A 25725-nucleotide genomic window follows, 5' to 3' on the forward strand; every position below is an offset into this window, starting at 1 on the left:
AACTGGGACGCAACGCTCCAGATTTTCCTGGAAGCGATAACAGCGCAAAACGCTCGACCTTCGGGTCGGGCGTTTTGTCGTATCTTGAGGCCTTCCACACCGCTGCCCCGTCAACAATCCAGTGACAATAGAATGTCGGGCTAGTATCTATATCACTAACCCGACAGCACGACGTGCGCTAGTTTCCGGCCCGATCTAAAATCCGTCGCGCTTGAGCTATGAGCGGTGCGTCAATCATCTCGCCGTCGAGTTTAAAAGCCCCTGGATGATTCCTCGCTTCCGCCACTACCGCCTGCGCCCATTCAATCTGACTATCTTCCGGGCGGTAGGCAGCACGCACGGTAGCTACTTGGCTCGGGTGAATGCAAGCCGACGCCGCAAATCCGGAGCGCGCCGCGTCGACGGCTTCGGCAAACATACCCGCTTCATCCCGAAAATCGGAATGAACCGCGTCGATGGTGATCTTCCCAGCCGCAGCGGCGTGGATATGCATGAGCGATCGGGTCAGTCGCATCGTCTCGCGATACATTCCGGAATTCGCTTCACCCCGCCCGAACCGGGAGTGAGTGCCGCCTAACCCCATCGTGAGGTCTTCCGCGCCCCAAAACAGGCCGACAACCGAGGGGTGTTCGGCGATTTTTTGAATATTGACCACCGCTTGTGGCGTTTCAATCATGGCAATGACGTCGAACTTTTCTAAGCACTGCGGAATTTCGGTGTACACCTTCGGCACCATGACCGTGGTGTACGGTGTGCTTGCGACAAATTCGACGTCGGCTAGGAAGTGCGGATCGGTGGGCCCGACCACCCGCACGATGGTTGCAGCTGGGTCAAGCCCACAGTTTCGAATATTTGCATAGGCGACGTCCCGATCGACATCGCCTGCCCCGTCTTCCAAATCGAGGATCACCATGTCCGCAGCTGCGGCGGCTTTCGGGATGATCTCAGATCTTCCAGCTGGTGCGAATAGAATGGCGGGACCTGGAATGTGCAGTGTCATAGTTTCTTATAGTAGCCGGGCTACACGATGTAGACCATGGCGTTATACCCGCCGTTGCAGGCAACGAATTGTCCGTGATCGAGGCAGGTCATTTCGTAGCGGTAGTTCGTCTCAGGCGATACGGCCATGAAGGTTACGCTGCCGTCATCGAATTGATCCAGGTGCACCAGGAAGGTGTTGTAGACGCTTTGGGCAAACCCGTCACTGGTTGAATCGTTTCCGGCATAGTATCGGCTGTGTTTCCACGAATCGAGATAAACCTGTATCGGTTTTTTCTCAACCATGCGCGCGGTTGGCGGTAAGAAATCCGGGACCTCTGCTGGCGGCGGTTTATTAGGGTCGAATGCTCCGTCTCCCCCACCGCCCGACTGGTTCCCTTGCTTGGTGTCGTCGCCAGTTTGATTACCTTGCCCGGGATTATTCGGACCGGGCGGGTTATTCCCAGTATGTCCCGGGGTCGCGGTGGGTGGTTGTGTAATCTGCTGCCCGTGGTTTACCGGTGGGGCGACGGGGTGTGCCGCGTTATTGCTTTTCGACGCGACGGCGCTGGCTGATGGTGGTGCATCGCTTCCGGCATTAACGTTGTCGGCTTCGCTGCCTTTGAACACATACAACAACGCTAGGACAAGCACGATTGCGCTTAGGCTCACGACGGCGGCGATCAGTGCGGCGGTTCGGTTTTTGGAATCGGACTCATATGGCTGTGACATCGGAATGTCCTCCTTTCTGTAGCTTCGGTGGAATATATCTCTTACCTGTATTATCGCGGTTTTTGTGGTGTGTATTACTTCCGATGACAGTGACAAGCTATTGAGGTTCAAGTATTATTAGTTATACAAGTTATACTAGTAATACGGAGGGCGGAGAGATGATCCCACCACAAGAACAGCCACCAGCGGGAAAATTCGCAGCCACACTCACCATCGGCACCAAAGGGCAAATCGTCATCCCCCAAGGAGCGCGCGAACTTTTCGGATATAAACCAGGCGACAAAGTCCTCCTCCTTGCCGATCAAGAACGCGGAATAGTCATCCTGCCCGCCTCCGCCATTGATTCTTTCCTGCCCAACGTCCCCATCCCTTAAGCAGTAGTGAAGGAGCAAAAATCATGACCGCAATATCGTGCACCAACCTCAGCCGAAAGTTTAAAGATCTACGTGCGGTAGACGACGTCACTTTAACCGTCGAAAAGCATCAAATTTTCGGGCTCCTTGGCCCGAACGGCTGCGGGAAAACAACCTTGTTAAACCAGATTCAAGGGTTAGACACCCCCACCGCAGGCAGCGTCTCGGTATTGGGTCTAGATCCACGAAACCAACGCGAAGAACTCATGCCGCGGATTGGCACCCAACTACAGGAAGCCGCAGTCATCCCCCGACTGAAGGTGCGTGAAGCATTAAGCACCTACGCCTCGTTCTACAGCGAAGCAACAACGGACCCTTCGGAATTGTTAGCTGCGGTGGGCTTGGCGGGAACTGAAAACCGACGCGTCGATAAGCTATCCGGCGGCCAACGGCAACGGGTCTTTATTGCCCTTGCCCTCATCCACAACCCCGAATTGCTATTTTTCGACGAGCTCACCTCCGCATTGGACCCACAGTCGCGGCTGACCATCTGGGAGATCCTGCGCAACCTCAAGGCTGAGGGTCGAACCATTATGCTCACCACCCACTCCATGGCCGAGGCGGAAGCGCTATGCGACCGGGTGGCAATCATGGAAGCAGGGAAAATCATCGCCGAAGATACCCCTCAGGCGCTGATAGCGGCCCACACTGGCGGCTCCGCACTACGGCTAGAGGTCTCAGCCCCACCACAAATCGAATTACTCTCCGCAATCCCTGGACTGCGTCGCATTGAATGCACCGACAACGTGGTCACCGCAACCGGCACTGCGGACTTTGCGCCAGCAGTCATCACAGCACTGGCGGAACAAAACATCACAGCAACAAACATGACGTTTACCGAGGCCACCTTGGAAGATGTTTTCCTTGGCCTCACTGGACGTCCTCTAACCCCACGGAAGGAGCAGTAACAATGCGCGGCTATGGTCACCTCACCCGGGCGTTTTTGCTCTCGCAGCTTCGCGAACCGGTCGGCTTTTTCTTCCTCCTCATCCTGTCCCCCATGTTGTTAATAATCCTGGGCTTGATCTTTGGCAATGACCCGAACCCAGCCTTCGGCAATCGGGGATTCATCGACAATATGCTGCCTGGGCTAACCATAATGTCAATCCTCATTTTGGGTGTCTCCTCCGCACCGCTCAATCAGGTCATGTTGCGGTCCACCGGCGCCCTCACCCGGCTGCGTGCCACCCCACTGAAGGCACGTACCTACGTGGCGGCAGATCTCACGGTGAATTTCGCGCTGGGACTCATCGGCGCGATCGTGACCCTACTCCTGGGAATTGTGGCGTTCGGCGTTGACTGGCCCAAGCACTTCTTCTTGGTACTGTGCGGTTTAGTGCTCGGTTTAATCACGTTCCTAGCCATCGGCGCTTTCTTGGCGGCGGTTTATCCCAGCGTGGCCGCGGCAACAGGCATCAGCAATGGGCTGCTTATCACGCTCATCATGACGTCCGGGATCATGGTTCCCACCGAAGTCATGCCGGACGGATTGTCCACGGTAATGAAGTTCTCACCGGGCTACCACCTGGCCGAAATCATTCGCGCATCATGGTCTGGCACCTCCTGGCCATGGGTGTCCGTCGTGGTTCTTTTAGGCGTCACGGTCGTCTTCGGCGGCCTGGGAACCGTATTGTTCAAGTGGGAATCAACCAAATAAAAGCCACGAGCACCCCAACCGGTGGCGCGCTACTCGGCAGGAGTGGCGGCAAACCTCCAGTACTAACGACAAAGATAGCCCGTGTTGTAATGAACTACGGTTTGTTCATTACAACACGGGCTATCTCGTTGTAGACCACCACATCTTAGTTGTTTTGTAGTGGTGTTCGGTTAAGAAGCGTCACATTTTAGTGGGCGAAGTGGCGTGCACCTGTTAAGTACATGGTGACACCGGCAGCTTCGGCGGCGGCGATAACCTCGGCGTCCCTAATGGAGCCGCCGGGTTGAACCACTGCCGTGACACCAGCATCGGCGAGGATTTGGAACCCATCTGCGAATGGGAAAAAGGCGTCGGAGGCGGCAACCGCACCGACTGCGCGCTCGGCGTCACCGGCAAGGGTGTTGGCGCGTTCAACGGCCAATTTCGCCGCATCAACGCGGTTTACCTGCCCCATGCCCACGCCAACGGTTGCGCCGTCTTTGGCCAGCAGGATGGCGTTGGATTTCACCGCACGCACCGCCCGCCAAGCAAATTCGAGTTCCGCCAATACTTCTGGTGTGGCTGCGGTTCCGGCCGCCAGCGTCCAATTCGCCGGGTTGTCGCCGTCGGCATCGATCACGTCGCGTTGTTGCACCAGAAGTCCACCGGAGATTTCGCGGCGTTCCACCGGCTGCTGGCCGGTCGGGGCCTGGGCCTGAAGAATCCGGATGTTTTTCTTTTGCGTGAGAATGTCCACCGCCTCGGCTTCGTAGCTAGGGGCGATGATGACCTCGGTGAAAATGTCGGTGACCTGCTGCGCCATCTCGGTTGTCACTTCGCGGTTCGCGGCGATTACCCCGCCAAAGGCCGACACCGGGTCGCAGGCATGAGCGTTGCGGTGTGCCTGCGCGATTGAGGAATCGGAAACGGCGATACCGCAGGGGTTCGCGTGCTTGATGATCGCCACGCAGGGGCGGTCGTGGTCCCACGCTGCCCGCCATGCAGCATCGGAATCGGTGTAGTTGTTGTAGCTCATTTCTTTTCCGTGCAGCTGCTTCGCCCCCGCCAAACCGGTGCCAGTGGAATAAAGAGCAGCTTGTTGGTGCGGGTTCTCGCCGTAGCGCAGCACGTTGCTACGCTCCAAGGTTTCACCGATCCAAGTTGGGAAGACCTCGGCGTCGTCGGCGATCTGCGCCCCCATCCAGGACGCGACGGCAACATCGTAGCTGGCGGTGTGGCGGAATGCGTCGACAGCAAGCGCTGTGCGTTCCGCGCGGCTGAAGCCACCGGCAGCGATGGCCGCAGCGACGTCGCCATAGCGGTTCGGATCAACGATGACCGCAACCGACGGGTGGTTTTTGGCTGCTGCCCGCACCATAGAGGGGCCGCCAATGTCGATTTGTTCCACGCAAGCGTCGAAATCCGCGCCGGATGAAACGGTCTCAGAGAATGGATAGAGGTTCACGACGACCAGCTGGAATGGTTCGATTTCGAGGTTATCTAGTTGTTCCAGGTGATCGTCTTTGCGGGTATCGGCAAGGATTCCGGCGTGTACGCGTGGGTGGAGGGTCTTTACCCGCCCCTCTAGGCATTCCGGGAAACCGGTGAGCTTATCCACTGGGGTTACGTTGATCCCAAGCGCTTGGATCTTCGCGGCGGTTGAGCCGGTGGATACGATTTCTACGCCTGCGTTATCTAAAGTGCGGGCGAGTTCTTCCAATCCGGTTTTGTCGTAAACGCTGATAAGTGCGCGTTTGATTTCCTTGCGATCGCTCATAGGCGGAAGTTAACCTCTCCTTGTTGATTCCCTCCGCTGCCATGACCTAAGGTAGCGGAGTTAAGTACTGTCACGATGAGTTGACGTTCGACCTGTTTGATACGTTCGTGCAGGTCCGCTTCGCTCTCCCCGGGCATAACCTTCACTGGTTCCTGGGCGATTATCGGCCCGGTATCGACCCCTTCGTCAACGAAATGAACCGTGGAGCCTGTGACTTTGACGCCGTATGCCAATGCATCTCGTACCGCATGCGCCCCCGGAAACGCAGGTAGCAACGCGGGGTGAGTGTTAATGATGCGCCCGGAGAAAACTGCCAGGAAATCTGGGCCGAGAATTTTCATAAAACCGGCCGATACCACCAATTGCGGTTGCAGCTTTTCGACGACACCAGCGAGCCGACGGTTCCACTCCGCCCGGTCCGCACCAGGGGTGAGCGGAACACATTCGGCGGGTATTCCGGCAGCTTCGGCACGCCCTAACGCCGGGCACTGACCATCAGCAACCACCCCAACTACCGTGTAACCGGTTCCCTGATTATCGATAATGGACTGCAGCAAGGTGCCGGAACCAGAAACCAGTACGACAATGGGCAAAAGGTGATTATGGGGTTGGGATGCATGGGTGCGGGTCACGCCCACTTACTTTAGTTCCTATCCTCTAAACCTTCTACTTCAGGTTCCCCCGACTCCGTTTCATTCCTTATATATATTGCACCTTCAGTAACACTGTTATCTTTAGTCACATTTTCAACATTGGTCACAGGTTCGTCCGAAGCTTCCTTGTCGCCCTCTTGAGCTTGTTCAAAGGTTCTTAGCTCGACCACATCCGCCAGTTCGCCATCCTCACCCTTGGCATTTGTCATAAGGGGGCCGGATTCTACTTCGTCGAAAAGCACATCACGAGGCTTCAAATCTTCCGGCTCGGCCATTTCCTCTTCGAAGTCTGGAGCAGAGATTGTCTCAATCTGCGAAGAAACGCCGACCTCCGACATCTCTTCAGCAGCCGTTATCTCATCGACAGCCAACGCCTCGTCAAACTCTGCGTATTCGTCACCCTCGGGGATATCGTCGGATTCTGATATCCCTTCGGGTTCCACCGAAACGGCGGTGTGCTCTTCCGATTCGGCCGATTGTACAGCCGCTAACAGCGGTTTTTGAATAATGTAACCGACGGTCGCCATGATGACTCCCACGACGGCGACCCACGCGGCGTAGAGCCCCGTCGACAAGAAAATTTTAGGGCCCGTAACGCCGTAAACCCCCACGTCGCCGTGGGTCATCACCGTTAACAAAAGCATCCATAACGCCGAGAACGTGATTAACGCCGGCAATTCAGTAAAACGCGGTACCGACTTAAACACCGCGATAACGACGGCCACCGCAGGCAGCGCCAGCAACCCTGCCCCGAGCGGATGGGGCGCGGCTGGCACCCCTGCCAGAAGCGGCAACGGCGGCAGCGGAACCAAAGTCACGCCAAACAAACCCACCACGGCATCACCCATAGCAAATTCCGAACCGGCCGTGACAGCTAACGTGACAATCGCGGCGTTGGGCAGATACAAAACGGAAAGCAACAGCGCGCCGAACAGCCCCCAACCGTGGTAATTATCCATAATCTGTTGCAAGGTTCCGTGGTGGACACCGATAGAAACCAGATAAGCCACGGCAGCCAGAATCAGCCCGATAATAATGATCCAGCCTGCGGAAACAGCTTGGTCCACCACCCATAACGGCACCCCGAGTCGACGAGCGATCGCCTTCCATAGCCTTCGCCCCATACCGAACGCCATCACTACCGAGTGCACGAGCACGGTCTTCAACAGCGTCGGAAGAAGCGGTGGTACCGCTACATCAAAGACATAAGAAGCGTCATATAACATCGCAATCGCCGTGAGCGTGAGCAACAGCGGAATACCCACAACACAGCCGCCCAGAACAGCCAGATCAGCGATGCTCACCCGGTCTTTGACAACATCATGCACTCGGCGGGAAAGCACGGCGATCAGCACCATACATGGCACCAACGGCATTACCCCGACAACATAACCACCACCAGCGACCGGCAACCCATTAACAGCCAGCCACGATTGCGCAATAGTTGCAGGCAACGCCGACATCGGCGCCGAAGCCAACAGTAAGCCCACAATAGACAGCGCAATAATGAGGAGAATCACCACGCCAAGCGGAAACAACACAACCGGAATGTAGCGCCGCAACCGTCGACCCAGCGTCGGGTCGACGATATCAACGCTGGCGGTGGGATTTTTCCGGCCGGTTTTCCGCAACCCCCCACCGGGTCGCGCGGTCGAACCCGAAGCTTGCCCCGATGGCCCCCGCCGGGGACGTCGACTCATTCCAATGTTCAGGTTCGACTTTTTACTCATTCTTTACACTCTAGCGACAGCGCTCCACTCAATTGGGTGTGACGCGGGTACGAATGAGGAAGAATTTAAAGAAAAAATTACCTTTTTGTAAATTTTTTACATATCAACAAACTGCCATGTAGTAACCTATTTTCATTGAGGCTTAACCATGGGAAACGTTAAGGAGATTCATATAGAGTCTCCAAAACGGCTTGCTTGAGTTGAAAGAACCCGCTAGTGTTACCTCTCGGAAGATAACAAGATGGTTACAAACTGATTCGGAGCGTAACGCGAACGGATCGTAACCAAGATTGATAAATGTAAGGGAAGTAGGGCTCCATGCAGCAGACGCGACCAAACAATGGTGGCAAGCACCGCAAGCAGACCACCCCAATTAAGGGCCGGGTCGCTTTCGTAGCAGCAGCAACCGGTGTTGTTTCTACCGCAGGCGCAACAGGAGCCGCACTGGCTCACACCGCGCAAGCCGAAACCGTAGGCATTCAACTCGCATCTAACGATCTCCCAGCGATAGGCTCATCAGCACCGCAGATCCTAGCCATCGCCGAGTTTAAGCCGGTAGTTAACCTCCACGACCAGCTCAACAAGGCTATCGCCTACTCGCAAGAACTTGCTCAGGCAGACGAAGCGGCACGCACCCCTAAGGTTTCCGTCGCTCGCCCAGCAGAAGGCGTATTCACCTCCGGCTTCGGCCCCCGTTGGGGCAGCTTCCACGCTGGCATCGACATCGCCAACGCAGTGGGCACCCCAATCCTCGCCGTTATGGACGGCACCGTCATCGATTCCGGCCCAGCGTCCGGTTACGGCAACTGGATCCGCATCAAGCACGATGACGGCTCTATGAGCGTGTACGGCCACATGGAGACCCTCGCTGTTGCCGTTGGCCAGCGGGTCCAGGCAGGCCAGAACATTGCAGGTATGGGCAACCGTGGCTACTCCACCGGTTCGCACCTTCATTTCGAAATTCACCCAACCGGTAACGGCGCAGTTGACCCCGTTTCCTGGTTCGCAGAACGCGGAATCACGATTTCTTAACGCCCTAAACTTCCAAAAACCTCGGCGCCCATTTAGGTGTCGAGGTTTTTATTTTTGCCGCAGCCCCAACACCAGGGCATTTGCTGCAAAATAGCTAATACCCCCGCGCGAGTTCACCCGGTCCCCACCCCCACCATCCCGCAATATGAGAAAAACCTTAACTTTTTCCGCGGGCGTTTACAGGGAAATGGTTACCGAGTAATCTTTAGGATAAGTTACCCAGTAACCATCACCCCATTTCGCATATCTCCCCAGCTAGGAGCTAGAAATGTCAATAAAATTTGCGTTGCTAGCATTACTATCCAATGAGCCGCGCACCGCCAGCGGGTTGCAACAGGAATTTTTGGAGCGCACTGCCGGAACCCAGAAGCTCAATATTGGACAAGTGTCGCAAACCTTAAGCCGCTTAGAACGCGACTTACTCATCCAAACCGCAGGTTCCATCACCGGACCAAACGGCCATCACGCCGACAGCTATACACTCACCGAAGTCGGCACCCAAGCTTTACAGAATTGGTGGAATGATCCGGTAACCAGGGCGTTGAGCGACCGCGACGAACTAGTCACAAAAATCATCCTCGCCACCACCAATCCAGAACTCAATTTTCTCGATATTCTCGATACCCAGCGCGCCGCCATCCTGGGGCAATTACGCACGCTCAACGCTCACAGCCGCACACTCCCCCACACCCGCAACGCTGAACGATTGCATATTGAACGCAGGATCTTTGATCTTGAAGCGGAAGCACGGTGGCTCGACCGCGTCGAATCACTTGCCGCTGACACAGCCAATCCCGCCAATTCTCATCGTGACGGAGAACAACAATGAGCACTTTTCCCGTTGAATTACAAGATGTCTGCTGTGTATTCGGCACCGAACCACACACGGTTACGGCTCTCGACCACGTATCCATGGCGGTACAACCCGGCGAGCTGGTAGCGGTCATGGGTCCATCCGGCTCCGGAAAATCCACCCTGCTTAACGTTGCCGGTTTGCTGCAACCACCCACCTCAGGTCGCGTACTCATCGATGGCATTGATACATCGACCATGAGTGACGCCAAGACAGCACAGCTACGACGCACCCACATCGGCGTCGTGTTTCAGCGCTTCAATTTGGTCCCGACGCTCACCGTCGGTGAGAACATCGCGCTCCCGCTTGAACTCGACGGCCACGACGTCGACAAGCTACGAGACGACGTGGAAGAAGCTCTTGCCTCAGTTGGGTTAGCGGGATTAGCCGACCGCTTCCCCGACGAAATCTCGGGCGGTCAGGCCCAACGCGTCGCTATCGCGCGGGCGCTCATCGGACCGCGTCGGCTTTTGCTTGCCGACGAACCAACCGGCGCGTTGGACACCGCCACCGGCGACGAAGTCCTGCGCATACTGCGCGATCGCATCGACCAAGGCGCTGCCGGAATCCTTGTTACCCACGAACCCCGGTTCGCGGGCTGGGCTGACCGCGTCATCCACGTTCGTGACGGAAAAATCACTTCACGGGAGGTGAGTCAACCATGAGTTCGCTCACCGCCGCTATTCGCCCCACCATACGCGATGTGCGAAAACACCCATTCAGCAGCCTAGCCGCGATCATTTTGATCGCTATTCCCGTCGCGCTGGCGTCATTTCTGTTGGTTTCTCACGCATCAAGCAACCAGTTCGATCAATTGACGTCGCTTGAGACGGTCGCCACCAAATACGGATCTAGCTGCGAACAGAATTACAGGGGTTGGGATTTCACCTGCGAAAACGGGATTTCGAGTGATTCTCGGGGGCACGGGGCTCAGACGACGCGGCAAGGAGTCTCCGACCCTGAGTTAGCGAACCAGAAAATATCCCGGGACGAAATCGCTGCCGCGTTGGGCGAGGACTTTCATGTGGAATTACGCGCCACAGCTAACGCTGTTTTTGAAGCTGGTGATAGTTCCATCCAGGAAACGGTGACCCAATTAGATGGTGCACATCTTCTGCCGGGGAATCCACATATCCCCGCCGACGGCGTCGTTCTTACCGAAGAAACTGCCCATCGACTAGGTGCACACATCGGTGACAAGGTCCGGATTGCTTCACTTGTCTGGGGCAATAATAAAGACAATAACGCCATTGAGTCCAACGTACCGACAACGTTAACCGTCGCCGCCATCAGCCCAGGCTGGCATAACTACGTTTTAGCACCGACACTAGTATCAGATGCACAGGTTTCCGCCGCGCACGAGGCGAAGTGGAGCATTTCCGGCGCACCTGACTTCACTTGGCAGGATGTCAAGGCTCTCAACCGGTTAGGGCTCGTGGTTCAATCTCAGGATGTATCCCAGCACCCGAACCGCATCGACCCTGCTGACATGTACGAACAGTATCGGGCATCCCTGGAATCTGACCAAACCGATTTCGTGCCGGACGATCCATTCGCGTTCACCCTCACAGTTGCGCTTTTCATGCTTTCCGTTTACGCGATCGCCTGCCTGCTTATTTTGGCGGCGATCAGTCCGGTATTCGCCGTTGCGACGTCCCGACAAACCGCGGTGTATGCGCTTATGCGTTCCCAGGGCGCAAGCCGACGGCACATCCGGTTAGCCGTGATGGCGTATGGCACAATCTCCGGTCTTATCGGTGGTGCCATCGGCGTGATGCTTGGCGTTCTCGCCGCAGTGATCCGGTGGAAGACCGCCTTTGTCGGATGGCCGATGGCTTTTAACGTTGGTTGGTTGATTCTGAGTTTCGTCCTTGCTGTCGTAGGCTCCACCATTGCGGCTGCAGTACCAGCGATCCTCGCAGCCCGAGGCAGCATCATGTCTGGTGTGGAAGGAAGTCAACCGGACCGATTGCGCAGGTGGCGTAAGTGGATGGCCATTGGGCCCATCGGTTTAGTGGTCATTGCAATTGGCAAGGTAGCGGAAAACACCATCACCTACGATTGGGATTTCCACTCCACATTCGATGAAATCCTGTTTTCGCTTTATTCGATTGCATCATCCTTGGGCATCGTAGGAACTGTTGCGTTTCTTATCGCTAGCGTCCCTGCGCTAATTTTCGCCTTGGGCACCGTGCGGAAACCGCTGGCGGCGAAGCTTGCCGGACGGCTGATACGTCGACAAGCGCTAAAATCCTCATCGATCGTCGCAGCGATCATAGGCATAGTCTTTGTCGCCACTACCAGCATTGTTGTGGATTCGACGTACTCATTGGACAATCACGCACATGCTTCAGCATCGTTCAATGAAAAAGCTATCGTGGCCAAGCCCAGCAGCAGGTTCCAAGAAACAGCACCGTCCGTGCCTGCTGAAAAGCTCGCCGCCGATGAAAACAACACACCGTCGCCGCAGATCAAGGAAGCACTGGACATCGTTTCTAAAGTGATTGCGCCAGGAGACGAAAACCTCCCCACCATTCCGCTCTACACAATGAGTGAGAACGAACTCCCGTCTCCCGATCTCGACCTTTTGTACTTTAGCCTCGATGATGGCTGCTCGAAAAAGCTCGACGAATTTTATCAATCCACTGACCCTTACGCGCAACTCGATTCAGAAACCGCACGTAAATGTCGGTATCACCGCTTAAGTACCCGCTATACTCCGTCGTGGTTACCGAGTGGCGACTCGGTTCTTATCGGCGGGGTGGAACTCTTGCAGTTAATAAACACCGACCCAACCGCCATGTCTGAGGACAAACTGGCGGAAGCAACCAAGGTGCTCGAAGCCGGTGGTGTCGTCGGATCGTCGGCTATCCCACTTAGCGGTGATCAGCCTTTCATTGTGACTACTTTTCCCGCCAGCGATGATGCGGAACCAAAAGTTGCCGTCAAAGCCACGGTACCGTTTAGCGCCGCGTTACCCGAAGAATTCGGTGGTTGGATCATTAGCCCACAGGCTGCAAAGAAACTCGAATTATCCGCAAGCTATATCGGCCACGCCGTCATTGGCGACCGAGCAATCACGTATGACGATATGACCGAAATTTCGGAACGCATCAATGCTCGTCACAATTTCGTCGAAGCGTGGGCGCTCAATAACCCGATGCCGTCTCCACTTATTCCGCTCCTTATCATCAGCGCGATAATCCTCGCCATCCTAGGGCTCATCGTCGTGCTTTCCATTGCCCAGGTACGTGCCCAAAACGAGCAGCTATACGCACTGGGCGCCCCAACGAAGCTCATGCGTCGCGTTGGTGCCTTTTATCTGGGAATGATGGCGTTGGCGGGAACAGTGCCAGCCGTCATCCTGGGGCATATCGCGGCATTCTTCTTACTCGATCCCTCAGAATATGACGAAAATGGCGAGATCATTACTGTCGGAAGTGTGGAATTCTGGCACATCCAATGGCAACTAGTGGCGATATTGTGCCTGGTTGTGCCACTCATCGCAGCGCTGATGGGGTACTTCGCAACCAGAAGCAATAAGTATCTAAGCTATCGGCACGACTAGGAGCGTCGACAAGCGACCCCCGTTATGCCCACAGCGCCTAGCCGGTTACCGGAAGGCGCTGTGGGTTTTTCAGTTACAGCTTTTCTATCTGCACCCCGCCGATGAGCATCAGCCGCACCTTGCCAGCGGAGCCGAAGTCAATCATCACCGAAGGATAGGGCCCGGCATTATCCACGCTCAAAACCGTTCCCAACCCGTATTTTGCATGGTTGACCCGATCGCCCGCGACGAGTTCCACATCGCTGCGATTCAGTGGTTTCTTCGGTATTCCCGAACGCTGGGTTGCCGGTTTGGACGAACCATAGCGGGAGCCGGAACCGCCGGAGAAATACCCCGATTGGCTCAGCCCGCCGTAGCTGTAGTCTTCACCCCACATCGAGGACGCAGTTGGTTCTTCCCGACGCCAATCAATCAGGTCGCTTGGGATGTCTTCCAAAAACCGCGACGCCGGGTTGGTCACCGCATTGCCCCACGACGAGCGCAGCATCGCCCGGGTGATATAGAGGGTTTTTCGGGCCCGCGTAATACCCACGTACGCTAGCCGACGTTCTTCCGCCAGCTCGCGCGGATTGCCCAGGGAGCGTAGGTGTGGGAATTGCCCATCTTCCCAGCCCAGTAGGAATACCACCGGAAACTCCAAGCCTTTGGCGGTGTGCAACGTCATGAGTGTGACAACACCTTGGTCGTTCTCTGGGATCTGGTCGGCGTCGGCCACCAGCGATACCTTTTCTAAGAACGCCTGCAAAGATCCTGGTTGCGGCTCACCAATGTCGCGGGATAGGGCGATGTCGTCGCCTGATTCTGACTGCTCATAGGCCAATTGGTTCGCGGCTTCGGAACTAAATTCCCGAGCCACGGACACCAACTCGTTGAGGTTATCCAACCTGGCACCGTCCTGCGGGTCATTGCTCACTTCCAGCTCAGCCTTATAGCCGGTTGCATCCAAAATCCGCGACACCACTGCTCCGATGTCCGGTAGCCCGGTAACGTCATTGACCAGTTCGCGCGATTCGGCCCGCAGGTTATCCATCAATTCGACGAAACCAGCGACCGCGTTTTTGGCCCGGCCGCCGAGCATCGAAATCTCGCCCGCGCTGGCGTCGATAAGCGCTTGGCTGAAACTCACGCCAGCATTGTCCACATGCAATTGGATAAACGCTAAAGCTCGGTCCCCGATCCCCCGGCGCGGCGTGTTAATAATGCGGCGGATCGACACTTCATCGTCGGGGTTATCGAGTACCCGCAGGTAGGCGATGATGTCGCGGATTTCCTTGCGCTCGTAAAATCGGGTGCCGCCAACAACTTTGTAGGGGATGCCGGTGCGAATGAAGACGTCTTCGACCGCGCGGGAGGAATTATTGGTGCGGTACATGACGGCGATGTCGCCGAAGTGTGTGCCGTCCTCTATCAGCTGATCGATCTCTTGTGCCACGAATCGTGCTTCGTCGTGTTCGTTGTCGGCGACGTATCCGATGATTTTGTTGCCAGCGCCTTGGTCGGTCCAGAGTTTCTTTTCGCGTCGGTTTTCGTTGTGGGCGATCACCGCGTTGGCTGCCGACAGGATTGTTTGGGTGGAACGGTAGTTTTGTTCCAGCATGATGGTGCGTGCCTGCGGGTAGTCGCGTTCGAACTCTTCGATGTTGCGGATCGTGGCACCCCGGAAGGCGTAGATCGACTGGTCGGAATCGCCGACAACGCATAATTCGGCGGCGTCTTCGCCGGTTCCGACAAGTTCGTTGATGAGGACGTATTGGGCGTGGTTGGTGTCCTGGTATTCGTCGATGAGGACGTGGCGGAATCTGCGCCGGTAATAGGCGGTGACCTCCGGATGGCTGCGGAATATTGTCACTACCTCGCCGATGAGGTCATCGAAGTCGAGGGAATTAGCCGCCCGGAGTCGCTTTTGGTATTCCTGGTAGACCGAGGCGATCGCTTTATTGTATGGGTTGCGGGTGGTTTCGGCCTCCTCACGTGCGGAATCGGGGTCGATTAATTCGTTTTTCAGCGCCGAAATTCCGGTTGCAAACAGCCGTGGCGGAAATTTCTTTGGGTCTAATTCCAGGTCTTTGGCGATCATGGCCAACAGGCGTTTGGAATCGTCGGTGTCGTAGATGGTGAAATTGGTGTTTAGCCCGGGCACAAGGTGCGCTTGTTCCCGAAGCAGCCGCACACAGGTGGAGTGAAACGTTGCCACCCACATCCGGTTGGCGACGGGTCCGACCAGCCCGGTGACGCGTTCTCGCATTTCGGCGGCCGCCTTGTTGGTGAAGGTGATGGCGAGAATTTGGCCGGGGCTGACGCTTCGCTGACCCATGAGGTACGCGATGCGCCGTGTCAAAACGGCGGTTTTTCCGGAGCCTGCGCCAGCGATAATCAGAAGCGGGGTGCCGATGTGTTCCACCGCTTTGCGTTGTTCGGGGTTTAAACCGGCGATCAGTTCTTCGGCAGGCACGAGCGGGCTGCGCGGCAGGTTCGCTGGTTTAAACGGCGAATCCTGGGCGGGCGCGCCGACGTTCGGCGGGGTAACCGGATAGCTGGGTTGGTGCCATGACGCTTCGCTGTCGCGTGGTTCTTCCGGCGGTGGCGGGACGGCCGGAAATGGTTCTTCCGGTGCGGGTGGTTCTTCCGGCAGCGGTGGCTTTTCCGCCGCCATCGTTTCGGAGGGTTTCGGCGCGGTAGTGAATTCGCCGAATCCGCCTAATGCGGAGAAAAGGTCGGGCTGTTCGGCGGCAGAGTTGTTGTGTGGCAGGAATGGGGAGGCGCTGTTTTCACTCATGGTTCTTCCAACTTACAACGTCGCCCTGACATGAGCGGCTAACACCTCTGAAGTTCTCGTTGTGCCAGCTAAAAATCTGGTGTTCGTACTCCCCCTAACTGGTTGAATGCGCTACCTGATCGTAGGTGAATTCTGGCACAATAACAGCCATGAGCACTGATGCGCAGCCCTTGCCGGAAAACTTTGATATTCGGTCCCCATCGGGCACCGACGATCCGTTGTCGGATGCAGAAATCCAGCAATATCGGGAAGAAATCAATCGGTTGGATCGGGTTATTTTGGACGCCGTTAAACGCCGTACGGAGATCTCGAAGGCGATTGGTAAAACCCGGATGTCCTCCGGTGGCACGAGGTTGGTGCACACCCGCGAGGTTGCGATTATCAATCAGTTTCGGGAGGAATTGGGCGACGAAGGCCCCGGCTTGGCGCAGATTCTGCTGCGAATGGGGCGCGGCCGGTTAGGCTAACATTCGTCCGCCCCACCGTTGGCTGTGGTTGATCCCACATGCCACGTCCTGGGCAGGGAAAACTATGGCCTTTGCCACCTTGCGAAGTTCTGCGCCGGAAACTGGCGGCATAATTGACTACCGTTAGAAGAGGTTTGTGGTTTCTTACGGCCACGTACGCACCGTTGTTTAGAAATGGAGATTCTTTCACTATGTCCCTCGACATCACTTCAACTCCCCAATGGCACAAGGTTGTGCAAGCGCAGAAGCAACTGAGCACCACCACGTTGCGTGATCTTTTTGCAGCTGATCCTGATCGTGCGACGAAATACAGCCTGGATGCCGCAGGGTTGCATGTTGATCTCTCCAAAAATTTGCTTGACGACGCCACCCGCGCGGCGTTGGTGGAGCTCGCGCAGGCGGCCCAGCTCCCTGACCGCATCGAAGACATGTACAGCGGTGTTCACATAAACGACACTGAAGATCGAGCTGTTCTCCACACCGCCCTGAGGTTGCCGGTGAGCGCCGATTTGGTAGTTGATGGTCAAGACGTCGCCGCCGATGTTCATGAGGTGCTTGGTCGGATGCGGGATTTCGCAACCGCCCTGCGTTCCGGTTCGTGGCTTGGCTACACCGGTCGCACCATTAAGACCGTGGTGAACATCGGTATCGGTGGTTCCGATCTTGGCCCAGCAATGGCGGTCAAGGCGCTGCGTGCTTATGCCACCGCGGGTATCTCCGCGAAGTTTGTGTCCAATGTCGACCCGGCAGATATGGTGTCTGTTTTGGATGAGTGCGATCCAGAATCGACACTTTTTGTGGTGGCTTCCAAGACGTTCACCACCCAGGAAACCCTCGCGAATGCCCACGCGGCGAAGCGCTGGTTGGTGGAAAAGCTCGGTTCGGAAGATGCGGTGGCGAAGCACTTCGTGGCGGTTTCGACCAATGCAGAAAAAGTTGCGGAGTTCGGTATCGATACCAAGAACATGTTTGGGTTCTGGGAATGGGTAGGCGGCCGCTATTCGGTGGATTCCGCCATCGGTTTGTCGCTCATGGCTGTCATTGGGCCTATGGATTTCATGCGGTTTTTGGAGGGTTTCCACGCCATGGATGTCCATTTCCGCACCGCCGACCTGGAAAAGAACATCCCAGTCCTCATGGGCCTTTTGGGAGTGTTATATAACGACTTTTTCGGTGCAGAAACCCACGCGGTTCTCCCCTATTCCGAGGACCTCGGTCGGTTCCCGGCCTATCTGCAACAGTTGACGATGGAGTCCAACGGCAAGTCCGTACGCCACGACGGCAGCCCAGTGACCTGCGGCACCGGCGAGATTTACTGGGGTGAACCGGGAACCAACGGTCAGCATGCGTTCTTCCAGTTGATGCACCAGGGTACGAAACTCATTCCGGCGGACTTCATTGGTTTTGCCCGTCCAAAGCAGGATTTACCCACCGCTGACGGAACCGGCAGCATGCACGATCTACTGATGAGCAATTTCTTTGCCCAGACCAAGGTGCTCGCCTTCGGCAAGACCGCCGAAGAAATCGCCGCCGAGGGCGTGGCGGAAGAATTGGTGAATCATAAGGTCATGCCGGGCAATCGCCCGACCACCACCATCCTTGCCGAAGAACTCACCCCAGCCGTGCTCGGCGCTTTGATCGCGCTGTACGAGCACATCACCTTCGTTCAGGGTGTCATTTGGGACGTGAATTCCTTCGACCAGTGGGGCGTGGAGCTGGGCAAGCAGCAAGCCAATGATTTGGCCCCTGCGGTTTCCGGCGCCGAAGATGTCAATTCCGGTGACGGCTCCACCGATGAGCTGATTAAGTGGTTCCGCGCTCACCGGAACTAATCACGCAATCGCACTGGTGGCAGTCTGCTAATGTCCTGAGCAGGCTGCCACCAGTGCGTTAGTGCAGATAACTCCGGATGGCTGTAAGAAGCGAATCCCTAAACGCGATCATGCGGCTGTTAGCTGGGTTTAAAATATCGGCACCGTGATACATTCCCGGTACTGTCACTAATTCGCATTCCGGTAGCCGCATCGCATAAGCCACGTCTTCGTCATAGAACAGGTCGAGGGTTCCAACCCCTATCCATGTCGGCGGCATTGCGTGGAGATCATCGCGACGCGCTGGTACCGCATAGGTGCCGGTTGAATCGTGGTTTCTGTTCGCCCCCAGGTAGCAGCGCCACCCGTAGCGGTTCGCGCTTGGCCACCACAGAGGTGCGAATGAGTTCTTCCCCGGGGTGCTGCCGGTCATGTCATCCAGCATTGGGTATATCAACGCCTGGAAATCGATGGTGATGGTGGTGTCAACCGCCCGGTGGACCACCGCCGCAGCCAGGCCACCACCAGCGGAGCTACCCGCGATGATAATCTTGCTGGGGTTGTGGGAGTGTATCCACTGAAGTGCCGCGTAGCAATCATCAAGGGGAATCGGATAGGGGTGTTCCGGGGCGAGCCGATAGTCCACGCTTACAATCACGCAGCCTAAATCCCGCGCCATTTCCGAGCAATAGGCATGATCGACCGCTGCCCGCCCCATGATGAAACCGCCACCGTGGATCCATAGCACCACCGGCGAACCGGACATTGCCACAGGAACCGATTCCGGGGTGTATTGGGTTACGGTGATTTCTGCCCCGACGCTATTGATCGCATGCTCGGTCAGCTGCACGTGTGGGATCGGTTCGGTGGCGGCGTTTCGAAATCTTCGAAAATACCACAACCCCCAGCGGTTATGTGGCTGGATTAGTTCGCGGCAGGCCGGGTGGCGCAATTCCGGCGGAATGCGTGAAAGTACCTGGTGTCGTTGGATAACAAACTGGCAGAAACGCCAGATAAAAAGAAACATGATCTCGCTCGCCTACAGGTCGGCTGGTCCTAAACCCTGTTGCGGTTGGCAATGAGGGCACCACCAGATGATGCGTTCAAGATCGTTATAATCCCCGCCCAATTCGCCTTTCTTGATGCTGGTGCCGCATCGGCGGCAAGGTTTTCCGTTTCGGCCGAACACATAGGCGGATTCCCCTGCCCGCCGAACCCCGGTCGTCACCCTAAGCGGCGACATTCGGTTGGCCCACATGAGCTTCCGCCCGATGCCAAGCACCGCAGCGACATCGGTATCCGCCACCACGGTGGCGGGATGGATGCCCGCGATGAAACAGATTTCTGCCCGATATTCATTTCCAATGCCCGCCACGTTGCGTTGATCCAACAGCGCGGTTCCGATCGTCCGGTCCGGGACGGCCGTGATGCGTCGTAACGCTTCGGCGGCACCGGAGTCCGGCCAGTCCGGGCTCAAAATATCCGGCCCGAGATGCGCGATGTGGTTGGCGTATTCTATGGCGGGAAAGACCCGAACGAAGCCTAAGGAATGACCCACCAATTCGATCGGGCCTGCCGCATCAGCCAAGCGCAACACCACCCGCGCCGTGTGGCCGGGCTTGCGCCACTTCGCGCCAAGCCGGTGCATCGACCACGACCCTTCCATTTTCAGGTGCGTGTGCAAGATGGTCGACCCAAACTGCATGAAGAGGTGCTTGCCATAAGGCCACACCCGGGTACAGGTGGTGGCGGTGAAGTCAACTGTGGCAAATCGGGGTACCCGAATGTCGGTGCCTAGGACTTCTCGCCCCACCATGAATTGCAGCCGGTGCGCGAGTTGAAAAATTGAATCGCCTTCGGGCATTGCGTCGCCGGTGACCCCTACATCGACACCATCGGCCGGTAGCCGAATGGGATGGCGTCGGACGGCACGATCCGCTTGCCGAATGGGAAACAGGTCACCGGAATCATCTTGATATTGGCGATCGCCAAGGGAATACCAATGATGGTAATGGCTTGCATGGCTGCCGTGACCACATGTCCTATGGCCAGCCACAACCCGGCGACCAAGAACCACACAATATTTCCGATGCTTGACGCCCCGCTAACTCCGGTGGCGGGCTCCACCACCGTGCGGCCGAACGGCCAGAGCGCATAACTAGCCATGCGGAAACTTGCCACCCCGAAAGGGATGGTCACGATAAAGACGCAGGCAATTAACCCGAAAAGAAAATACCCAAAGGCCAATGCTAACCCCGCGAACAGGAACCAGATCACATTCAAAATAAGATTCATGTACCCCAGAGTAACCAATCACATGGTTTCTGGCCGATAGAGTTACCAGATCTTGATTGATCCGCACCAATATCTACAACAACAGGCCAATCGGGAACAGTATCGCCTCAAAAATCGTCCGTTACCGCCGATACCGGTTCGTCCACCGCGACGACTGGGTTGACCGTGCTTCGGTTTCCGGCGGCAGATCGGCCAAAGCCTCGGAGAGGCTGCGGCCACGGGTCTTGTCCGTCCCCTGTACGACCGGGCTGATCGTGATCCCCCGGGGCGTGATGTGGGCACCGGTGGATCGGAAAGCGTCGACAAGTAAGGAGGTTAGCGCAGGTTCCCCGTTGATCTTTTCAATGGTCAGCCTGCTGCGCACCCCGGCGGCAAGCGCCGAAACAATCACCGACACCGTATCCGTTATCCCGGCTGGCGGCGGAAAAACCGTGAGGTTCTTCCCACCGCGCGTGAGGTGGGCGATGAGCACGCCGTCGCACAGCACGACCAGCGCACCGGCAGCACGGGTGGGGCCTTTCATCGGCCACGGAACCGCCGCACCGTACGGGTTAGCCGGGTCGCAGGCGGCTAAAACATAGCTGTCCGGTTCGGTGGTTCCCGACGGCCAGCCGGTCACGTCCGGGCTATCGGTTAGTGCCCGCAACCGGTCGATAACCGCCGGGGTGGAAAACTGCGCCGCACCCAGATCTTCGATGAAATGCCCCCGCATCGCACGGCCTGCTTCCTCAAAGCGGGATAACACCTTATAGGCCAACGCAAAACCGCCGACTACCTCCTCGGACGTAACGGCACCCCGTGTGACCACCCCGTAGCGTTCAAGTAGGCATTCTGCCTGAATCAACGACCGCGCAGTCGCATTGGTGTCGGCGGAAGGCGTCATCGACCACCGCCCCACCATGTCAGGCGGGCAGCTATTAGCCACCGTAACCGGCACCCGCCCTAATCCGGCCCCCATCCGGCGGAAACCACGGCTGCGGGAACGGTGAGGCTTACGCTTCGCCCGATGCGCAGTATTAGCACCGCTAGCCAACCGGGCCCGCACCGGCGCGAAACTATCCGGAGAAATCGCACCCTGTTCAAATAACCCCCACATCGCCTCCCGCAGATGTGTTTCCGAACGATCACCACCTATAACCGACGCTTGCACGGCGGAATACAGGTGCGCGCCCCCTAAGCCAATCTGCGCCAGAATCTGTTGCTGCACCTGTGACAGCGTGCGGTTTTCGTCGTGCGGCGGCTCGGCATCCGGAACGTCGATCAGCTCGGCGGCGAACTCGGTAGGCAAAAGCTTCACCCACGGATCTCCGGCACCAGCTATGCCACAACCAACGATGACGACCTCGCCATTATGGGTTAATTCGTCCAAATCAGCTGGGTTGTAGTTTCGCACCCGGGCAGGCAAAATGACCTCCTCCCAGGCGCTTGCCGGCAACGCAACACCGGCTAGCTGTTCAATCACCTGATACACCCCATCGGCACCGCTCAACTGGGGGTTGCGGCCAACCGCAGCTACATGCTGCCACTCGGTAAGAAACCGCGCATAGGCCGCGTGCGACACTGGCTGTGCCTGAGCCCGCGCCGCCGCCAAAGACTTCGACCGAATCAGTTTCAACACATCCGTGGCCACGTACTCCGTTTCGGTTATCCCGTGTCGATACTGCCCCGCCTGCGCCACCCCAGCGTCGCACAACGCGGTCAACGTACTGTGTGCCACCCCGGCAGGCAGTCCAAACGCGGCGCAGACCTCATGCAACGTCACCGGGCCGCGGGTACGCAACCACCGGGACACCAATTGGTGAACCGCATCAGTGATCGTCTCAACCTGCGCGAACACCCCAGCCGGAACTGGGATTCCCAAACCATCGCGCAGCAATGCCGCATCAAGGCTTTGGGCTATGTGCTCCTTCCCGGCAATCCGAACCCGCATCACCCGGGAAGTGGCCAGAAGTGCGGCCAGGTCGACGTCGAAAAGCACATGTTCGGCTAGCTTTTCGACGCTTATCGGCCCCAGCACCCGCAAGGCGTCGATAAGCGCCTCGTTATCCCGCGCCCGCCGGTCGGGGGTCACCCGCCGCAACTGCGCATCCACTTCCGCGATGATTTCCGGATCAAGAAGATCCCGTAACCCCTCCGAACCCAAAAGCTGCGCCAACAAACTCGGATCCAGAGCCAAGGCCGCAGCCCGTTTTTCCGCCAGCGGGCTATCGCCCTGATACATAAACGCGCCGGTGTAATTAAACATGATCGACGAAGCAAACGGCGACGGCTGCTCAGTAGTAACCTCCACAACCGACACCCGGCGCGCCCGAAGATCCGCCAGCACCTCCGCCAATGCCGGAACGTCGTACACATCCTGAATGCATTCGCGCACCGTTTCCAAAATGATGGGGAACTTCGGATACTTTTTCGCCACATCCAACAATTGGGACGCCCGCTGCCGCTGCTGCCACAACGGTGCCCGCTTACCGGGATTCTTCCGGGGCAATAACAACGCCCGCGCCGCGCATTCCCGGAACCGGGAGGCAAATAACGCCGAATTTCCCACCTGGTTAGCAACAATGTCGGAAATTTCCGCCGGATCTATGTCGAATAATTCCGCGCCGGGTATCTGCTCTGCCTCCGGTAGCCGCAAAATTATGCCGTCGTCTGCGGATACCGGCTGCGCGTCCAGGCCCGTTTCTTCGGAAATCTTCGCGCCCACCGCCAACGCCCACGCGGCGTTCACACCGCGACCGAACGGGCTGTGCAGGACGATGCGCCAGTCGCCTACCTCGTCCCTAAACCGCTCCAACACGAGGGTTTTTTCGTCCGGAACCACCCCGGTTGCCTGTTGTTGCTCGGCGATAAACCGCACCAGATTATCCCGTGCGTAATCGGTGAGGCGATCGATCGTCGCCACCGCCTCGGCCGGGTTGTGGGCAACTGCCCGCCGGAATTGTCCAATTGCCTTTCCTAACTCCGCCGGGCGTCCCACCTGGTCCCCGATCCAGAACGGTAATCGTCCCGCATGCCCTGGGGCGGGGCTCACCAGTACCTGATCCCTGGTGATCTCCTCGATCCGCCAGCTACTAGCGCCTAGGGTGAAAACGTCGCCGACACGGGATTCGTAGACCATTTCCTCATCTAATTCGCCCACTCGACGCGCCCCGGTTTCCCCGCCAACCAGATACACCCCGAATAAGCCCCGGTCTGGAATAGTGCCGCCGGAGGTCACCGCGACCCGTTGCGCGCCAGGCCGCGCCGATAGGGTGCCGGTGAGCCGGTCGAAGGTGATTCGGGGTTTGAGGTCGGCGAAATCGGTGGAAGGATACACCCCCGATGCCAGATCGATGACGCTATCGAAGACTTCCCGCGATAGCGTGCGGTACGGGTAGGACCGGGTGACGGTGGCATACCAGTGCTCAACGTCGAGATCGGCGACAGATACCGCCGCGATGGTTTGTTGTAGGAGCACGTCCAGGGCGTTGCGCGGCACGGCGAGTTCCTCGATGGCACCGGCTCGCATTTGGCGCACGACCACCGCTGTGTCCACCAGGTCTGCCCGGTGTTTGGGGTAAAAAATACCGGTCGATATAGCGCCTACGTCGTGCCCAGCACGCCCAACGCGTTGCAAACCGGCGGCTACCGATGGAGGCGATTCTACCTGCACCACCAGGTCAACGGCCCCCATGTCGATGCCTAGTTCCAGCGATGAGGTAGCGACGACTGCCTTGAGGGCGCCTTCTTTCAGCATGGCTTCGGTTTGGGCGCGCTCGGTTTTGCTCACCGAGCCGTGGTGGGCGCGGGCGATGATATGGCCTGCGTCCTTGAGTGTGTCCGCCTGCGCCATGACCTGGGCGGGGCTGGTTAATTGCTGCGGGGTGGTCAGCGATTCCGGGTCGATGCTTAAGGTGTAGATTTCGTTCAACCGGGCCGTCAGTCGCTCAGCGCTGCGGCGGGAATTGACGAAGATCAGGGTGGATCGATGCGCCATTATGTTGTCGAATAGGCTGGCCTCGATGTGTGGCCAGATGCTGCCGCGGCTAGTGTCGCCGTCGGTTGCCAGGCTGGGCAGTTGGGCGATCGCGGCGGTTGTTTGGCCTTCAGCGTCGTCGATCTCCTCCGGCTGCAGTGGAGTTGATAGCCCCAGAGAATCGTCGAGGGTTATCTCGCCGATCGTGGAGCCTAGTTCCCGGCTGGGTAGGTCCGACATGTCCGCTACAGGTACGTTGACCTCTAGGTCCCATTGTTTTTGTGCTGGCGGATTGATTATTTCCACCGGGCGATCGCCGCCGAGGAATTGCGCCACGACCTCCAGCGGGCGTACTGTTGCCGACAGTCCGATGCGTTGGACTGGCTTGTCGACGATCAGGTCCAGCCGTTCCAGACTCAACGCCAGGTGGACGCCGCGTTTGGTTCCGGCCAGCGCGTGGATTTCGTCGATGATGACGGTATGAACGTCGGTTAAAATTCCGGCGGCTTTGGACGTCAACATCAAGTAGGCGGATTCCGGGGTGGTGATGAGAATATCCGGCGGGTTGCGTAGTTGCGCGGCGCGTTGGGCGGAGGTGGTGTCACCGCTGCGCACCCCAACCGTAATCTCCGATGCCGCTACCCCCAATCGGGCGGCTGTGTGATTTATCCCAATGAGTGGGGCGCGCAGGTTGTTCTCCACGTCCACCCCTAGCGCTTTAAGTGGGGAAATGTAGAGAACCTTAACCCCGGAACGCTTCTGTTTCTTTTTCCCGGCAGTGGTGTTGGACACAGGAAGTTCCAGTTGTCCGTTTCCTTCGACCAAACTATTTATCGCCGATAAGAACGCCGCCAGTGTCTTACCCGAACCGGTCGGAGCCACAACAAGGGCGTGTTCACCTGCCGAAATTGCATTCCACGCCGCTGTTTGCACGCTAGTGGGGGTGGCAAAAACATCCTGAAACCACGTGGCAACTTCCGGCTTGAATCGTGCTAACGGTGTGGTGGGGTCGGTTGGCGGGGCGAACTCGGACATGTTCTCATTCAATC

19 protein-coding genes are annotated in these 25725 nt (G+C 57.3%); 9 read left to right on the forward strand and 10 right to left on the reverse strand.

The features are described 5' to 3' along the window. Positions 1-178: 178 nt before the first annotated feature. Both Q4D85_RS01000 and Q4D85_RS01005 read right to left on the reverse strand, forming a co-directional pair. The gene (locus Q4D85_RS01000; RefSeq protein ID WP_303197591.1) at positions 179-1000 is read right to left on the reverse strand and encodes a CoA ester lyase; all 822 of its coding nucleotides are present in this window, start codon (positions 998-1000) and stop codon (positions 179-181) included. 20 nt (positions 1001-1020) lie between these two features. Beyond that, positions 1021-1710, reverse strand: a complete 690-nt coding sequence (locus Q4D85_RS01005) for a hypothetical protein (RefSeq protein ID WP_303197593.1) — start codon at positions 1708-1710, stop codon at positions 1021-1023. 158 nt (positions 1711-1868) lie between these two features. On the opposite strand from Q4D85_RS01005, the gene Q4D85_RS01010 reads away from it, so the two are divergent. Genes Q4D85_RS01010 through Q4D85_RS01020 form a run of 3 tightly spaced genes read left to right on the forward strand, consistent with a single transcriptional unit; the run spans position 1869 to position 3780 of the window. Then, entirely contained in the window at positions 1869-2084 is a 216-nt protein-coding gene (locus Q4D85_RS01010) for an AbrB/MazE/SpoVT family DNA-binding domain-containing protein (protein WP_303197595.1), read from the forward strand. A gap of 23 nt (positions 2085-2107) precedes the next feature. Next, entirely contained in the window at positions 2108-3031 is a 924-nt protein-coding gene (locus Q4D85_RS01015; protein ID WP_303197597.1) for an ABC transporter ATP-binding protein, read from the forward strand. A 2-nt stretch (positions 3032-3033) separates the two neighbouring features. Next, a complete protein-coding gene (locus tag Q4D85_RS01020; protein ID WP_303197598.1) occupies positions 3034-3780 on the forward strand; it encodes an ABC transporter permease in 747 nt (248 codons plus the stop codon). A 187-nt stretch (positions 3781-3967) separates the two neighbouring features. On the opposite strand, the gene purH is transcribed toward Q4D85_RS01020, so the two are convergent. The 3 genes from purH to Q4D85_RS01035 are packed head-to-tail and all read right to left on the reverse strand — an operon-like array spanning position 3968 to position 7919. Then, positions 3968-5536, reverse strand: coding sequence for a bifunctional phosphoribosylaminoimidazolecarboxamide formyltransferase/IMP cyclohydrolase (gene purH, locus Q4D85_RS01025; RefSeq protein WP_303197599.1), 1569 nt, complete (start codon positions 5534-5536; stop codon positions 3968-3970). Further along, a complete protein-coding gene (gene purN, locus Q4D85_RS01030) occupies positions 5533-6168 on the reverse strand; it encodes a phosphoribosylglycinamide formyltransferase (RefSeq protein ID WP_303197600.1) in 636 nt (211 codons plus the stop codon). Before purN ends, purH begins: the two co-directional genes overlap by 4 nt. Before the next feature lie 11 nt (positions 6169-6179). Further along, a complete protein-coding gene (locus Q4D85_RS01035) occupies positions 6180-7919 on the reverse strand; it encodes a DUF6350 family protein (RefSeq protein ID WP_303197601.1) in 1740 nt (579 codons plus the stop codon). A 318-nt stretch (positions 7920-8237) separates the two neighbouring features. Here Q4D85_RS01035 and Q4D85_RS01040 point away from each other — a divergent pair, with 318 nt between their 5' ends. From Q4D85_RS01040 to Q4D85_RS01055, 4 genes are all read left to right on the forward strand, one after another. Then, complete coding sequence (locus Q4D85_RS01040; RefSeq protein ID WP_047261550.1) at positions 8238-8951, forward strand: M23 family metallopeptidase; 714 nt, start codon at positions 8238-8240, stop codon at positions 8949-8951. A 268-nt stretch (positions 8952-9219) separates the two neighbouring features. Further along, complete coding sequence (locus Q4D85_RS01045; RefSeq protein ID WP_303197602.1) at positions 9220-9780, forward strand: PadR family transcriptional regulator; 561 nt, start codon at positions 9220-9222, stop codon at positions 9778-9780. Further along, the gene (locus Q4D85_RS01050) at positions 9777-10469 is read left to right on the forward strand and encodes an ABC transporter ATP-binding protein (RefSeq protein WP_303197604.1); all 693 of its coding nucleotides are present in this window, start codon (positions 9777-9779) and stop codon (positions 10467-10469) included. The genes Q4D85_RS01045 and Q4D85_RS01050 overlap by 4 nt, the downstream gene beginning before the upstream one ends. Beyond that, positions 10466-13372: an FtsX-like permease family protein gene (locus Q4D85_RS01055; protein WP_303197606.1), complete on the forward strand. Its 2907-nt coding sequence runs from the start codon at positions 10466-10468 to the stop codon at positions 13370-13372. The genes Q4D85_RS01050 and Q4D85_RS01055 overlap by 4 nt, the downstream gene beginning before the upstream one ends. A 73-nt stretch (positions 13373-13445) precedes the next feature. Here Q4D85_RS01055 and pcrA read toward each other — a convergent pair whose 3' ends face one another. After that, on the reverse strand, positions 13446-15809 hold the full coding sequence (pcrA, locus tag Q4D85_RS01060) for a DNA helicase PcrA (RefSeq protein WP_303197696.1): 2364 nt from the start codon (positions 15807-15809) through the stop codon (positions 13446-13448). Positions 15810-16297: 488 nt separating this feature from the next. On the opposite strand from pcrA, the gene Q4D85_RS01065 reads away from it, so the two are divergent. Both Q4D85_RS01065 and pgi read left to right on the forward strand, forming a co-directional pair. After that, positions 16298-16615, forward strand: coding sequence for a chorismate mutase (locus tag Q4D85_RS01065; RefSeq protein WP_303197607.1), 318 nt, complete (start codon positions 16298-16300; stop codon positions 16613-16615). 191 nt (positions 16616-16806) lie between these two features. Next, positions 16807-18447, forward strand: coding sequence for a glucose-6-phosphate isomerase (pgi, locus tag Q4D85_RS01070; protein WP_303197609.1), 1641 nt, complete (start codon positions 16807-16809; stop codon positions 18445-18447). 58 nt (positions 18448-18505) lie between these two features. Here pgi and Q4D85_RS01075 read toward each other — a convergent pair whose 3' ends face one another. The 4 genes from Q4D85_RS01075 to Q4D85_RS01090 form a co-directional block, all read right to left on the reverse strand. Further along, on the reverse strand, positions 18506-19453 hold the full coding sequence (locus tag Q4D85_RS01075; RefSeq protein ID WP_303197611.1) for an alpha/beta hydrolase: 948 nt from the start codon (positions 19451-19453) through the stop codon (positions 18506-18508). A gap of 12 nt (positions 19454-19465) precedes the next feature. After that, complete coding sequence (locus tag Q4D85_RS01080) at positions 19466-20290, reverse strand: DNA-formamidopyrimidine glycosylase family protein (RefSeq protein WP_303197613.1); 825 nt, start codon at positions 20288-20290, stop codon at positions 19466-19468. 17 nt (positions 20291-20307) lie between these two features. Beyond that, the gene (locus Q4D85_RS01085) at positions 20308-20721 is read right to left on the reverse strand and encodes a YccF domain-containing protein (protein WP_303197614.1); all 414 of its coding nucleotides are present in this window, start codon (positions 20719-20721) and stop codon (positions 20308-20310) included. 121 nt (positions 20722-20842) lie between these two features. After that, a complete protein-coding gene (locus tag Q4D85_RS01090) occupies positions 20843-25711 on the reverse strand; it encodes a DEAD/DEAH box helicase (RefSeq protein WP_303197615.1) in 4869 nt (1622 codons plus the stop codon). Positions 25712-25725: the final 14 nt, after the last annotated feature.

Source organism: Corynebacterium sp. (genome assembly GCF_030532965.1).
In the GTDB taxonomy this organism is placed as follows: domain Bacteria; phylum Actinomycetota; class Actinomycetes; order Mycobacteriales; family Mycobacteriaceae; genus Corynebacterium.

What these genes read in the sequence shown, in the direction of transcription:
- Q4D85_RS01000 (WP_303197591.1), bottom strand. Translation starts at nt 1,000, where the DNA reads ATGACACTGCACATTCCAGGTCCCGCCATTCTATTCGCACCAGCTGGA.
- Q4D85_RS01005 (WP_303197593.1), bottom strand. Translation starts at nt 1,710, where the DNA reads ATGTCACAGCCATATGAGTCCGATTCCAAAAACCGAACCGCCGCACTG.
- Q4D85_RS01010 (WP_303197595.1), top strand. Translation starts at nt 1,869, where the DNA reads ATGATCCCACCACAAGAACAGCCACCAGCGGGAAAATTCGCAGCCACA.
- Q4D85_RS01015 (WP_303197597.1), top strand. Translation starts at nt 2,108, where the DNA reads ATGACCGCAATATCGTGCACCAACCTCAGCCGAAAGTTTAAAGATCTA.
- Q4D85_RS01020 (WP_303197598.1), top strand. Translation starts at nt 3,034, where the DNA reads ATGCGCGGCTATGGTCACCTCACCCGGGCGTTTTTGCTCTCGCAGCTT.
- purH (WP_303197599.1), bottom strand. Translation starts at nt 5,536, where the DNA reads ATGAGCGATCGCAAGGAAATCAAACGCGCACTTATCAGCGTTTACGAC.
- Q4D85_RS01035 (WP_303197601.1), bottom strand. Translation starts at nt 7,919, where the DNA reads ATGAGTAAAAAGTCGAACCTGAACATTGGAATGAGTCGACGTCCCCGG.
- Q4D85_RS01040 (WP_047261550.1), top strand. Translation starts at nt 8,238, where the DNA reads ATGCAGCAGACGCGACCAAACAATGGTGGCAAGCACCGCAAGCAGACC.
- Q4D85_RS01045 (WP_303197602.1), top strand. Translation starts at nt 9,220, where the DNA reads ATGTCAATAAAATTTGCGTTGCTAGCATTACTATCCAATGAGCCGCGC.
- Q4D85_RS01050 (WP_303197604.1), top strand. Translation starts at nt 9,777, where the DNA reads ATGAGCACTTTTCCCGTTGAATTACAAGATGTCTGCTGTGTATTCGGC.
- Q4D85_RS01055 (WP_303197606.1), top strand. Translation starts at nt 10,466, where the DNA reads ATGAGTTCGCTCACCGCCGCTATTCGCCCCACCATACGCGATGTGCGA.
- Q4D85_RS01065 (WP_303197607.1), top strand. Translation starts at nt 16,298, where the DNA reads ATGAGCACTGATGCGCAGCCCTTGCCGGAAAACTTTGATATTCGGTCC.
- pgi (WP_303197609.1), top strand. Translation starts at nt 16,807, where the DNA reads ATGTCCCTCGACATCACTTCAACTCCCCAATGGCACAAGGTTGTGCAA.
- Q4D85_RS01075 (WP_303197611.1), bottom strand. Translation starts at nt 19,453, where the DNA reads ATGTTTCTTTTTATCTGGCGTTTCTGCCAGTTTGTTATCCAACGACAC.
- Q4D85_RS01080 (WP_303197613.1), bottom strand. Translation starts at nt 20,290, where the DNA reads ATGCCCGAAGGCGATTCAATTTTTCAACTCGCGCACCGGCTGCAATTC.
- Q4D85_RS01085 (WP_303197614.1), bottom strand. Translation starts at nt 20,721, where the DNA reads ATGAATCTTATTTTGAATGTGATCTGGTTCCTGTTCGCGGGGTTAGCA.
- Q4D85_RS01090 (WP_303197615.1), bottom strand. Translation starts at nt 25,711, where the DNA reads ATGTCCGAGTTCGCCCCGCCAACCGACCCCACCACACCGTTAGCACGA.